11 protein-coding genes are annotated in these 13006 nt (G+C 63.7%); all 11 read right to left on the bottom strand.

Annotated features, from left to right (window positions below):
• Window positions 1–33 precede the first annotated feature (33 nt).
• The 11 genes from VGK27_14115 to cysW all read right to left on the bottom strand — a co-directional run bounded on the left by VGK27_14115 (window position 34) and on the right by cysW (window position 13001).
• Window positions 34–1422 (bottom strand): sigma-54 dependent transcriptional regulator, encoded by a 1389-nt coding sequence (locus VGK27_14115; GenBank protein ID HEY3491239.1) that lies wholly within the window; start codon window positions 1420–1422, stop codon window positions 34–36.
• Window positions 1419–3299 carry a PAS domain S-box protein gene (locus tag VGK27_14110; GenBank protein HEY3491238.1) on the bottom strand — a complete coding sequence of 627 codons (1881 nt, stop codon included), beginning with the start codon at window positions 3297–3299 and terminating at the stop codon, window positions 1419–1421. The genes VGK27_14115 and VGK27_14110 overlap by 4 nt, the downstream gene beginning before the upstream one ends.
• Window positions 3296–3760 carry a response regulator gene (locus tag VGK27_14105; protein ID HEY3491237.1) on the bottom strand — a complete coding sequence of 155 codons (465 nt, stop codon included), beginning with the start codon at window positions 3758–3760 and terminating at the stop codon, window positions 3296–3298. Before VGK27_14105 ends, VGK27_14110 begins: the two co-directional genes overlap by 4 nt.
• A complete protein-coding gene (locus VGK27_14100) occupies window positions 3757–5403 on the bottom strand; it encodes an ATP-binding protein (GenBank protein ID HEY3491236.1) in 1647 nt (548 codons plus the stop codon). The genes VGK27_14105 and VGK27_14100 overlap by 4 nt, the downstream gene beginning before the upstream one ends.
• 21 nt (window positions 5404–5424) lie before the next feature.
• Entirely contained in the window at window positions 5425–6654 is a 1230-nt protein-coding gene (locus VGK27_14095; GenBank protein HEY3491235.1) for a 6-phosphofructokinase, read from the bottom strand.
• 7 nt (window positions 6655–6661) lie between these two features.
• On the bottom strand, window positions 6662–7693 hold the full coding sequence (locus tag VGK27_14090; GenBank protein HEY3491234.1) for an OmpA family protein: 1032 nt from the start codon (window positions 7691–7693) through the stop codon (window positions 6662–6664).
• A gap of 97 nt (window positions 7694–7790) precedes the next feature.
• The gene (locus tag VGK27_14085) at window positions 7791–9320 is read right to left on the bottom strand and encodes a GTP-binding protein (GenBank protein HEY3491233.1); all 1530 of its coding nucleotides are present in this window, start codon (window positions 9318–9320) and stop codon (window positions 7791–7793) included.
• On the bottom strand, window positions 9320–10123 hold the full coding sequence (cysD, locus tag VGK27_14080) for a sulfate adenylyltransferase subunit CysD (GenBank protein ID HEY3491232.1): 804 nt from the start codon (window positions 10121–10123) through the stop codon (window positions 9320–9322). Before cysD ends, VGK27_14085 begins: the two co-directional genes overlap by 1 nt.
• Window positions 10124–10388: 265 nt before the next feature.
• Window positions 10389–11081, bottom strand: coding sequence for a phosphoadenylyl-sulfate reductase (locus VGK27_14075; protein ID HEY3491231.1), 693 nt, complete (start codon window positions 11079–11081; stop codon window positions 10389–10391).
• A gap of 20 nt (window positions 11082–11101) precedes the next feature.
• On the bottom strand, window positions 11102–12172 hold the full coding sequence (locus VGK27_14070; GenBank protein HEY3491230.1) for a sulfate ABC transporter ATP-binding protein: 1071 nt from the start codon (window positions 12170–12172) through the stop codon (window positions 11102–11104).
• Between the two features lie 4 nt (window positions 12173–12176).
• The gene (cysW, locus tag VGK27_14065; protein ID HEY3491229.1) at window positions 12177–13001 is read right to left on the bottom strand and encodes a sulfate ABC transporter permease subunit CysW; all 825 of its coding nucleotides are present in this window, start codon (window positions 12999–13001) and stop codon (window positions 12177–12179) included.
• Window positions 13002–13006 lie beyond the last annotated feature (5 nt).

Genomic DNA, 13006 nt, shown 5'->3' with positions numbered 1-13006 from the left:
TTAATCAGGTAAATTCGAGTTTATTCGAAACTTCTAGATACGCAGCTTCTTCCTTCGGTAGCGGAAGGTGTGGTGGTTGAGGTTGAGCAGCTTCGCAGCCTGGCTCTCGTTTCCGCCGGTCCGCCGCAGCGCCTCTTCGAAGTAAAGCTTCTCGACCGTACTTACGATATTGTCCAGGTCGATTCCTCCCGGGGGGAACTCGGGCAATTCCATCCCGTTTCCGTCCCCGCCGCAGCCGGCCTCCTTCGATTCCATCTCCTTCAGGCAGAGGTCTCGCATCGAGATCTCGGCCCCCTTGCCGACCAGCGTCCCTCGCTCGACGATGTTTTTCAGCTCGCGGACATTCCCTTTCCATCGATAGGCCTTGAGTGCCGCCTCGGTATCCGGGGTGAAACCGGTAAAGTTTCTGCCGAACTTCCGGTTGAATTCGAGCAGGAAGTGACACGCCATCGGGAGGATGTCATCGGGCCGCTCGTTCAGCGACGGGACCTCGATCCGGGCGACCGCGAGCCGGTAATACAGGTCCTCCCTGAAAAGCCCCTTTTCAATCAGTTCCTCGAGCTTCTTGTTGGTGGCCGAGACGACCCGCGTGGACACCTTGTGGCTCTTCGTTCCCCCGACCCGGTAGAACACCCCTTCCTCGAGGAATCGGAGCAGCTTCGATTGCGCCTCGATGCCCAGATCGCCGATCTCGTCCAGGAACAGCGTACCCCCCGCCGCCTTCTCGACAAGGCCCGTCTTGCCGGACGCGCTCGCGCCCGTAAATGCCCCCCGCTCGTATCCGAACAGTTCGCTTTCGACGAGGTCCCTGGGAATGGCCGCGCAGTTCACGCTGATCAGCGGCCCGTTGAAATTCGGGCTTCGGTAATGGATCGCGCTCGCGATCAGCTCCTTGCCTGTTCCCGTCTCGCCAAGAATCAGGATAGGTGTGTCCGAACTCTTGGCCAGCGTGCCGACGAGTTCCATCACGTCCTGGATCGTGTCGCTCTTCCCGACGAAATCGGGCATGTTCTCCCGGAGCGCTAATTCCTGAAGCGCCTCCACCTCTTTCTTGAAGCGCACCGTGGCGAGCGCGTTCCGGATGCTCACCTCGAGCGTCTCCATCTGGAGCGGCTTGAGGATGTAATCGTGCGCCCCGAATTTCATCGCGGAAACCGCGCTGCGGACGTCCTCGTATGCTGTAATCACTATCACCTGGATATCGGGGGAGATCGATTTCAGCTCGCGAAGCGCGTCGATCCCGCTCATCCCGGGCAGGCCCAGGTCGAGAAGCACCAGGTCCGGAATCTCTTCTTTCGCGGCCGCCAGCGCGTCCTCGGCCGTCGGGAAACCGCTTGTGCGGTATTTCCCCTTCAGAACGGCGGTCAGCCCGGACCGGATGCTGTCCTCGTCGTCGACGACGTAGACCGAATAGGAGATCATGAACCCGTTGCCCTCCTTCTCCCGTCAACCGGAATGTGCGTAATGAATTCCGCTCCTCCAAGGCGGCTGTCGCCGACCTCGATGTACCCCCCGTGCTCTGCGATAACGCGATTGCAGAAACTCAGTCCGATCCCCATGCCGGTGGGCTTGGTGGTGACAAAAGGCTCGAAGATCTTCTGTTTGAGGTGATCGGGGACGCCGGGCCCGGAATCGGACACGCGGATAACAACGTGGTCCCCCTCGGAGACAGCCACCACCGAGACGATGCCCGGCTTGTTCTGCCCCTCGATCGCCTGGGCCGCGTTCACGATGAGGTTCAGGACTACCTGCTCGATGATGCGCAGGTCGGCGTAACACTCGGGCAGCGTCTCCGGCAACGACACCTCGATCCGGACCCGGTTCTGGCGGAACCCGAGGAGGGAAAATTCAACCGCTTCCCGAATGGCCTGGTCGATCCGGGTGCGCCGGAGCAGGACCCCGCCCGGCCGTGCGAAATTCATCACCCGCCGCATGACGTCCTCGATCTTGGCCGAAGCCGCAAGCGCCGACGCGATGATGTTCAGGAGCTTCTCTTTCGAATCGTCGTCGATGCCTTCGGAATCCTCGATGAACCGCCCGGCAGTCCCCAGGTAGATATTGACGCCCGAAAGCGGATTTCGGATTTCATGGGCCATCCCGGCGGCCATGTGCCCCAGCGAGGCCATCTTCTCCTGGAGGAGGGCGATGCGCTCGATCTCCTTGAGTCGCGTGATGTCGGTAAGGATGCCCTGAATGAAGAGCGGCTTCCCATCGGTGTCGCGGATGATCCTCGCCTTGTCGTGGAACCACTTCTCGGCGCCCTGCCGGGAAAACATCCGGTACTGGTGGCGAACCTCTTCCTCCCCGGTGAAGCTCCCCCGATCGGACAGGATCCGGTCCTTGTCCTCGGGGTGAAGGCACTGCGCCCAAAGCGTCGGATCGGAGATCAGCTCCTCGGGAGCATATCCCAGCAATGGCTCGATCTGGGGGCTGATGTAAATCAGGGCGCCTGGATTGTCATCCCGTGCGACATAGATGACGTCCGGAAGCTGCTCGACCAGCGATCGGTATTTCGCCTCGCTCGCGGCGAGGGCGTCGGTGCTCCGTTTCCGCTCGGAAATGTCCCGAAAGGAAACAGCGGTGCATTCGATCCCGTCCCGGTCGTGGAACGTCGTGGAAGACACCTCGACCGGGATCCGCGTTCCGTCCTTCCGGGTAACCGCCGTTTCTCCGAAGGTTCTTCCCGTGCGACGCCTCTCTTCGAGGAAGATGGCGAATCCGGGATCCGCCCGGTTCTCGTTGAGCCCCGTCCCGCTCCGGCAGATTTCCTCCTCGGAACGGCCCAGGAGCAGGCAGGCAGGCGGGTTGGCCGCAATCACCGTCCCGTCTCCCCGCTCGAGCTGGATCGCATCGAGACTGTTTTCGAACAGGGCCCTGTAACGGTCCTCGCTTTCGCGGAGCTGTTCCTCGATCCGTTTCCGCTCGATCGAATAACGAATGGAACGCGCGATCAGGTGGCCGTCGTGCGCCCCCTTGACGAGATAGTCCTGGGCCCCTTCCCGCATGGTCCTTGCCGCCAGTCTTTCGTCGTCGAATCCCGTCATGACGATGACCGGAAGGCGGGGGACACGCGATCGCACCTGCAGAAAGCTGTCGAGTCCGCGACTGTCTGGCAGGTTGAGATCGAGAAGGATCGCGTCGATCCCTCCCTCGTCGATTCGCGCGAAGCCCTCCCGGAGCGAATCGGCGATCACGATCACGATCGCGGCCCCGGTTGCGTCGGCCATGGATTCCTGCAATAGCCGGGCGTCTGCAGGATTATCCTCGATCAGCAGGACGCGGATGCGGGATTCGATCATTGTTGCGGCCTCGCTCCTCTCCTTGGCAGGACGACCACGGCGAACCAGAATTCCTCGATGCTTTTCACGACCTCGATGAAGCGGGTCAGGTCCACCGGCTTGGTGACGTAGCAGTTCGCATGAAGCTGGTAGCTCCGCAGGATATCCGTCTCGGCATTCGACGTCGTCAGTATCACCACCGGGATGACGGCCAGGTCGGGATCGGCCTTGAGCTCGACCAGCACTTCGCGGCCATCCTTTTTGGGCAGGTTGAGGTCGAGGAAGATGATGTCGGGCCTGGGTGTATCCCGGTGTTTCCCCGTTCGGTGAAGGATCTCCAGCGCCTCTACCCCGTCGGCTGCCACGGTCATCCGGTGGAGTACCCTTCCCTCGCGGAGCGCTTCCCGGGTCAGGCGCACGTCGCCCGGGTTGTCCTCGACCAGAAGGATCTCGATCGGCCTTGCCCCGTTGTCGTGCGTCATGTTCCCTCCGTCTCCAGCTCCCTCTCCAGCTCCGTCTCCGTCTCTGGCTCCGGCTCCGCCGCCGGCAACGAGAAGTGGAAGGTCGTCCCGCGGCCAAATTCCGATTCCACCCAGATCCGTCCCCCTCGGCGTTCAATAATCTTCTTGCAGATCGCAAGCCCGATCCCGGTCCCGGAGTAGTCGTCCCGCCGGTGGAGGCGCTGGAAGAGCAGGAAGATCCGCTCGAAATATTTCGGCTCGATCCCGATACCGTTGTCCTGCACGGACAACACCCATTCCTTCCCGTCCCCGGCGGCAAGGACGCGGATCCGGGGAGCGACAGGGCCGCGAAACTTGATGGCGTTTCCGATCAGGTTCTGGAAAACGCGAACCAGCTGCTTCTCGTCGACGCTCACCACGGGAAGCGGATCCCGGCGGATCTCGGCCCCGCTTTCGGCGATGGAGACATTCAGGTTTTCGAGCGCCTGGTCCAGCGCCGCGGAACAATCCGTCGGAAGGACCTCGCCGCTCATCCGGCCCGCTCGCGAATAATCCAGCAGATCGTTGATCAGCGTCTGCATCCGGAGCGTGCCTTCGACGACGTAGGCGATGAATTCGTCCGCCTCGGCGTCGAGCTTGCCCCGGTAGCGGCGAGCGAGGATCTGGGTGAAGCCCGAGATCGCCCGCAGCGGTTCCTGGAGATCGTGGGAGGCAACGTAGGCGAACTGCTCGAGCTCCTCGTTGGACTGCGCCAGCTCCTCGGCGCGCGTCCGCAGCGATTCCTCGGCCCGCAGCCGGGAGATATCGGTCCGCTCGACGGCGGCGGCGCTGTTCCAGCCCATGAGGATCAGCAGCACGATCGTGCCGGTGACCATCAGGGCGACCCCGTATTCATCCCCGAAATAGCCCGCCCGATACCCTGCCATCCGCAACCAGCCGAGAGCGAGCGGCACCAGGACGGTCATGGGAAGGAGACGCCGCACCATCTTGCCGCCCAGCCTGCGGCTAGCCAGGAGCCGCATGGCGCCCCGGTTGCGCAAAGCGAACAGGACTCCCACTGCGAGGATAAAGAAAGCGGCGGCGGTGTAAAAAGCGATGGTGGTATAGGTCAGGACGCCCGGCAACGGCTCGGCGTTGTACATGTAGGCCATCAACGCGAGCACGGACACCGACCCTGCGACGAAGGAGATCACAGAGACGACCCATCCCCAAGCCGGGAATTCGAGCAGCAGGAGGGCGCATCCCAGGAGCATGAAATTGAATGCCGCGTTCGGGGCGATCCGGCCCGGGCTGGAGGTTCCGAACGCGCCGGGCGCTTCATGCACCAGGGCCTGGTCGATCCCCAGGTCGATCCCGGTCGCGTATTCGAACAGGACCAGGATCCCGATCAGCGCCGTCACGCATGCTAACAGCCGACCGGCGATCCTCACGGTCTTCCTCTTGCTCCGGAGATCCGTCAGGATCAGGGAGGTGCCGGCACAGATGAAGGCGAAAGCGGCGTTCGCCTTCATCCGGACCATATTCACGGGGTTAAGACCTGGCGCGTCGAGGTCGAAAAACCAACCGGCGAGGACCACCCCGCCTACCAAAACGACCAGGCCCGCCGCAATCCGGGGAATCCGCGGAAAGACGGACATGTGCCCGTATTCGCCCTTGCCGCTCATCTGCCTGCCCCGATGCGCCCGTCAGCCGATCGGGAACCCGGGGGTCCGCCTTTCGTCGAGCACGGAATAGTCTACCTTCTGCGGGTTGCGGCCGAAGCAGGTGCCGAGGGTCTCGAAGAGCGCGACTTCGTCGAGATTGACTTCCCGGCGAACGATCACCTTCTCGGTCGGCATGGTATGGATCTGGTTGCCCTCGACCTTGACGACCGTCTTGCCGCTCTCGCCCTTGATCAGCAGCAGGACCGCCGCCGCGCCTGCGCGATAACCAAAATTGACGTCGAACGCCGAGGTGGCGCCCGACCGCACGAGGTGGCTCGGCACGATGTCGCGGACCTCGGGAATCTCGTAGACCCCAGGGACGAACATCCCCGTGCGCTTCATGAACTGGACGACCGCCTTGTCGCCCATGAGCCGTTTCTCGATCTGCTGGCGAACGTAGCGTCCGGCTCCGGCCAGTTTCTTGTGCCCGAAGGAATCGGGGGCGGCGGTCTCGTCGAAGAGCATCTCGCCGTTCGCGTCCCGGATCCCTTCGGCGACGACGATCATGTAGGCGCCCGCCTTGACGTCGCTCCGCTCGATCCGGCCGAAGTAGGTCTGCTTGATGTTCTCGTAGACGATATTCATGTCGACCGGGATCTCGGGGATCAGGATGCAGTCGGCCTCGGCGCCCACTCCGCCGAGGAAGGCGGTATGACCGACGTAGCGACCGAATACCTCGACGACCATGATCCGGTTGTGGCTCATCGCGGTGGTCTTGAGGTCGCGTACCATCGTGGCGATCCGGTTGACCGCGGAATCGCCACCCACACTGTAAGTCTGCAGATCGAGGTCCATCGTCTTGGGGGCGTGGATGCAGGGAACCCCCTGCCGCGACAGGTCGACCACGACGCTGCCCGTGTCGTCGCCGCCGCTGATGACGAGGGCGTCGATCCCGAACTTCGCGAGACCGTCGCGGATCCGCTTGTAGGCCTCCGGGTCGTCGATCTTGCTGATCTTGACACGCGAGTGGCCCGCCTCGGAGCCGGCCAGCGACGCGGTGATGCGGCTGACGCGGTCGGCGTCAAGCTCGGCCAGCCGATCCATGTCGACGAGGTTGTAGAGCCCGGCGTAGCCGTTGGGAACGATGAAGGCCTTGATCCCGTGATGGAACGCCTCGCGCCCGACGCCCTTGATGACGGCGTTGAGGCCGCCGGCATCTCCGCCGCTCGTGATGACGCCGATACGCTGGATGGTCTTCTTGCCTGGGGTCATATGACAGCTACTCCTTCGGAACCAGGATGATTTCGATGCGTCGGTTCTTCTGCTTCCCCTCGGGCGTCTCGTTGCTCGCGACGGGATGGTATTCCCCGTAGGCCACGCCCGAAAGGATGGCGGGATCGATCCCCTGCTCCTGCAGGAAGCGCGCGACGTTGATCGACCGCGCGGCGGACAGTTCCCAGTTGGTCGGAAATTTCTTCGCCAGCTGTCCGATGATCTGGACGTTGTCGGTGTGCCCCTCGATCCGGATCCACTTGTCCTTGACGTCCTTGAGGATCGAGATGACCTTCTGCAGGATCTCCATCCCCTCGGGTTTGACCTCGGCCTTGCCCGTGTCGAACAGGATCGCGTCGACCATGTTGACTGTCAGCTTGCCCTTGAGCTCGGTGATCGTCATCTGGCCCAGGGCGATCTCGCCCTTCATCTTCTGGAGCAGGTCCTCGTAGGTCTTGCTGGTCTTCTGGAGTCTCTCCTCCTCGGCCCGCTGAAGCGCGGCGATGTCCTGGCGCTGCTTCACGTTCTCCTGCTCGAGGCGGGACGCCGCCGCGGTTTTCTCGTCGAGCGATCGCTGCTGGTTGGCGAATTGCTGGTTGAGGCCGGCGATCTGCTGCTTCAGCTGGGCGTTCTGGCTCTCGAGCTCGGCATTCTTGCCGCGAAGCTCGGCGATCGACTGGGAGAGGGAATCGGACTTCGCCTGGAGCACTTTATCGAGCTCCTTGTTGTCGGCCGCGAGACGGTCGCGCAGGGAGGTCATTCCGGCAAGGTCGGTGGCGAGCTGGTCGCGTCGGGCGGTCATCCCGGTGAGATCGGCCACGTACTTGTCGCGTTCGGCGGTCATCTGTTCGAGCTTCGACTTGAGCGAGGCATTTTCCGCGGACAATTCCTGGTACTTCTGCTTTTGGGCCGCCAGTTGCTTCGCAAGGCTGTCGGCTTCCTGGACCTTCCTTACATAGGTGCTCTCGAACCGGGTGCATGCGCCTAGTCCCAAAGACACAAGTACGACCACTGCCAGCGGCATCCATCTTCGCAGCATGACCACCCTCCCCTGGAACTGGCGTTTCGACGATCCGAATGAGCGACCGGAGGAACGCCCACCATTATCGATGCATGGGGCGGGAAGGGCAAGGGCCTCAGCTATTGCATAGGATCACGTTGATGCGGTCGCCCGAACGACTGAATTCGAATCGGAAAGAATGTTCGTAGGCCAGAAGCCCGATCGGCGCCAGCTGGGAGAGATCCCGGAGCCGGATGAGCACTCGGTTCCCCTTGGCAAGCGCATCGAGAAATCCGGCGGACACGTCGAACTCGACGTTCCCGCGTTCCGACGTGAGATCCACGACGTTCCCCTCGTCGCCGTCGATCCGTTTCGCCCCAAGATCTATCCGCCGCGCGGAGAGACCTGCCCCGTCCGACACGCTGCGGACGATGCCGCCGCCCCCGATGTGGACGCCATCCTCGAGGACAAATCGCCCGAGCCGCGCGTTATCCGCGCACTGGTCGACCGCGATGTCGTTCTTCAGCGAGAAGACGACGGTGCCCACCTCGGTCGGCGATAGCTCCGGCGCACGGCGCTCGGTGACCTCGAGCGTCGACGAATCCAGCCGCTCCTCGATCGAGACGACGGTCGCCTCGACCTCGGCCGTCCCCAGCTTGAGCGTGTACGTCTTCCCCGACAGGAACGGGACTTCGGCGAGCCAGAAGACGCTTGCCCGAATCTCGCGCGCCAGGGACGGCGGCTGGTCGGCGGGCGCGATCACCTCGCCCCGCTCGACGAACAGCTCGTCCTCGGTCGTGATGCCGATGCATTCACCGGCGCGCGCCCGCGCGAGCGCGGGTTCCTGCCATTTCTCGACCGTCTTGATCCGCGTCTTTTTGCCGGAGGGGAGGAATACGACGTCATCCCCCGGTCGAACGACGCCCGCCTCGACCCGCCCTGCGTAGATCCGGCGGCCGTCCCATTTGTAGACATCCTGCACCGGCAGGCGAAGCGGCAGATCCTCGTCGACGGCGGTATCGCTGAAAGTGTCGAGCGCCTCCAGGACGGTCGGCCCTGCGTACCACGGTGTATGACCCAGCCGGTTCGCCATGTTCTCCCCTTCCCGCGCGGAAACCGGGATGACGAACGACGGCGCGATGCCGACGGCGTGGAGAAACGACCGGATGTCGTTCTCGACCGCGTGGAACACGGCCCGGTCGTAGCCGACGATATCGAGCTTGTTGACGACGACGATCACCTGCCGGATGCCGAGAAGGGACAGCACGTAGGCGTGCCGCCGCGTCTGCTCGCGAACGCCTTCGGCGCCGTCCACGAGCAGGATCGCCGCATCGGCGCGCGCCGCGCCGGTGATCATGTTCTTCAGAAATTGCTTGTGACCCGGTGCGTCGATGATGACGTACGGCCGCTTGGCCGTCTTGAAGTAGGTCGACGCGGTGTCGATCGTGATGTTCTGGTCGCGCTCTTCCTCCAGCGCGTCCATCAGGTAGGCGAATTCGAACTCGCGCCCCTGCGCCTTGCAGGTCGCCTCGATCTCCCGGTAGCGCACCTCGGGGATGCTGCCGGTGTCGTAGAACAGGCGGCCGATCAGCGTCGACTTCCCGTGGTCGACATGGCCGACGATGACGATCTTCAACGGTTCCGATTGCTCGATGGCAGCTCCCATTACATGTACCCCTTCGCCCGCAGCTTCTGCATCGCGTAGGCGTTTTCCTGGTCCTGCGCCCGGCCCGCGCGCTCCGGCGCCTTGATGGTCTTCAGCTCCTCGATGATCTCGTCGACCGTTACCGCGGTCGAATCGATCGGCTTCGTGCACGGCATGCAGCCGAGCGACCGGAACCGCTTGCCGTCCCGGGCGAAATACAGGGAGCAGATCTCGATCTTCTCCCGGCGGATGTATTCCCAGATGTCGAGCTCTGTCCAATGGAGGATCGGGTGGACCCGGATGTGCGTCCCGGGGGCGAAGTTCGTGTTGTACTGGTCCCACAGCTCGGGTGGCTGATCCTTGTAAGCCCATTCGAAGTTGCGGTCGCGCGGCGAGAAGACGCGCTCCTTCGCCCGGCTCCCCTCTTCGTCGCGCCGGATGCCGAGGAACAGCCCGTGGAAATCGTGCTCCTCGATGATGCGCGAAAGCCCGTCGGTCTTGAGCTTCTCGCAGCAGACGAGGCGCCCCTTGTCGGGGCCCATCCCCTCGGCGAGCGCTTCCCTGTTCTGCCCGACGATCAGGTTGGCGTCCCATTCCGCGGCCATCCGGTCGCGGTAGGCGATCATCTCGGGGTATTTGTAGCTCGTGTCGATGTGCACCAGCGGGAACGGGATGCGCCCGAAAAACGCCTTCCGCGCCAGGTGGATCATCGTCGTGGAATCCTTCCCGATCGAGTACAGCATCGCGAGGTTGTCGAACTTGCGGTACGCCTCGCGGAAGATATAGATGCTCTGCGCCTCCAGCGCGTCCAGGTGGTCCGCCATCTCAACTTCTCCCTTTCTTCGATCGAACGTTTAGCAGATGCCCGATTCCCTGCGATCGGGGGAGGGGGCCGTTCGCTCCGTAGTCAGCCGCAACCTTCCTATCCACCGGCACTTCGCTCAGACCCCCACCCCCCTCTCTTACGGGAGCAATGGCATCTGCCTGTCCCGGTGGGTCCCAAGTATCCGACGTGCCCAAGGAAGGAGACACCCGGCGACGTATAAAGCGCCGGACCTCCGCAGATATCCAAATCTCATGGCAGCCCCCTCATCGACGGTGCAACCCGCACTCCTTTTGCTCCGGGTCTTCCCACCACCAGCGGCCGGCCCGGACCGGCTCGCCGGGCTGCACGGCCCGCGTGCAAGGGGCGCAGCCGATCGAGCGGTAGCCCTGCTGGTACAGCCGGTTGACCGGAAGCCGATGTGCCGCCACGTAGGCGACGACCTGCGACTCCGTCCAGTCGGCGAGCGGGTTGATCTTGAGGATTCCGCCATGCGCCGCGTCCCGCTCGACCGGCTGGATCGCCTGCCGGGTGACGCCCTGCTCCCGCCGCATGCCCGTGATCCACCCCTTGAGACCCGCAAGCGCCCGGGAAAGCGGTTCGACCTTCCGGATCCCGCAGCACTCGTGCCGGTTATCGAGCGATTCGTAGAAGGAATGGAGCCCCTTGTCGCGCTCCAGCCGCTCGACCCGCTCCCGGTCCGGGAAGTACCAGTCGATCTTGAGACGGTAACGCGAGGCGACGGCGTCGGCGGCTTCATAGGTTTCCTCGTTCAGCCTCCCGGTATCCAACGCGAAGATTCCCGGGGTAAGCCCCGCCTTGAGCGCGATGTCGATGATCACGACGTCCTCCATCGAGAACGAGCAGGCGAGCGAGACGCGTCCTTCGGCTGCGGCCATTCCCGCGGCCAGGATCTCCTCCGGGGTCGGCTGGTCGGTCAGGAACGGGAGCCCGTTCATGCGAATCTCCTTTCGGTAGGTCATATCTGGTAGTCCGCGGTGAATACCCGCACGTTTCGAAGCCGGAGAAAGACGTGCTCGCCCGGGCGGATTTCCAGCCTCCGGTATTGTTCCCGCGTCAGCTCGGCCTCCAGCGCTTCCCCGGTCTCCGCAAGGGTCAACCCGACCCGGACCATCGGGCCCAGCTTCCGGATGTGGCGTACCTCCGCCGGAAGAGAGTCGCTTCCGTTCGAGCCGCGCTCGATCTCCAGGTCGTGCGACCGAACGTACCCGACGCCCGGGGCATTGTCCGCATCCGCATGTTCCGGCGCGTCGAAGGACGCATCCCCGATCAGCGCCCGCCCTTCGTGGATCCGCCCGCGGAACAGGTTGACCCGGCCGAGGAAATTGAGCACGAAGGGAGAGGCCGGGTGGTCGTACACCTCGTCCGGCGTTCCCGCCTGTTCGACCTTCCCCTTGTTCATGACGACGATCCGGTCGGCGACTTCGAGCGCTTCCTCCTGGTCGTGGGTCACGAAGACGCTCGTCACGTGGATCTCGTCGTGCAACCGGCGAAGCCAGCGCCGGAGCTCCTGCCGCACCTGCGCGTCGAGCGCCCCGAACGGCTCGTCGAGCAGCAGCACCTTCGGCTGGACCGCGAGGGCGCGCGCCAGGGCGATCCGCTGCCGTTGCCCCCCGGAGAGCTGCGAGGGATACCGGTCCGCGAACCCGTCGAGCTGGACAAGCCGGAGCAACTCCCGGACCCGGTCCCGGATCTCGCCCTTGGAGGGACGATCCTTCCTCGGCCGGACGGACAGGCCGAAGGCGACATTGGCGGCCACGGTCATGTGGCGGAAAAGCGCGTAATGCTGGAACACGAATCCGATCTTCCGCTCGCGGAGCGGTGTGTCCGTAACGTCGGTCCCGTCGAACAGCACGCGCCCCCGGTCCGCCGCCTCAAGCCCCGCGATGATCCGCAAAAGCGTCGTCTTGCCCGATCCGGAAGGGCCCAGGAGCGCCACCAGCTCGCCGTCCGGAACGTCGAGGCAAATGTCGTCGAGCGCCGCATAGTCCCCGAAATGCTTCGTCAGGCCGTCGATCGCGATGCTCATCGTTTTACCGCCCCTTCCATTCGACGACCTGCTTCGCCACCAGGGTGACGAGCGCCATGACGGCCAGGAGCGAGGCCACGGCGAAGGCGGCCGTGTAGTTGTACTCGTTGTAGAGGATCTCGACGTGGAGCGGGATCGTGTTCGTTTCCCCCCGGATGTGCCCCGAGACGACCGACACCGCGCCGAACTCGCCCATCGCGCGGGCCGTGCAAAGCAGGATCCCGTAAAGCAGTCCCCACTTCACGTTGGGAAGCGTAATGAGGAAGAACGTCTTCCAGCCGGAGGCGCCGAGCGTCAGCGCGGCTTCCTCTTCCTCGCGTCCCTGCGATTCCATCAGCGGGATCAGCTCGCGCGCCACGAAGGGAAAGGTGACGAACAGCGTGGCCAGCACGATGCCCGGGATGGCGAAGATCACCTTGTAGCCGTGTCCGATCAGCCAAGGGCCGAACCACCCCTGGAGCCCGAACAGCAGGACGAAGACGAGTCCCGATATGACGGGGGACACCGAAAACGGAAGGTCGACGAGCGCGGTCAGGAAGGCCTTCCCCGGAAATTCGAAGCGGGCGATCGCCCAGGCCGCGGCAACCCCGAAGAACGTGTTGAGCGGAACCGTGATCAGCGCCGTCACGAGGGTGAGCTTGATCGCGGATGCGGCATCGGCGTCGGCCAGCGCGGTTGTATAGACTCCCCATCCTTTCTCTAACGCTTGGGAGAAAACTGCGGCCAGCGGGAGAATCAGGAAGAGCGCGAGAAACGAGAGCGCAACCAGCGTGAGAATGATCCGGAGCGCCGGCGGTTCGGTAAGCGCACGGTGGTTCCTTTTCGGCACGATGC

This window comes from Candidatus Deferrimicrobiaceae bacterium (assembly GCA_036504035.1).
Classification (GTDB): domain Bacteria; phylum Desulfobacterota; class Deferrimicrobia; order Deferrimicrobiales; family Deferrimicrobiaceae; genus JANXPS01.
The sequence above is the reverse complement of the archived record's forward strand: the minus strand, read 5'-3'. Positions and strand labels throughout refer to the sequence as shown.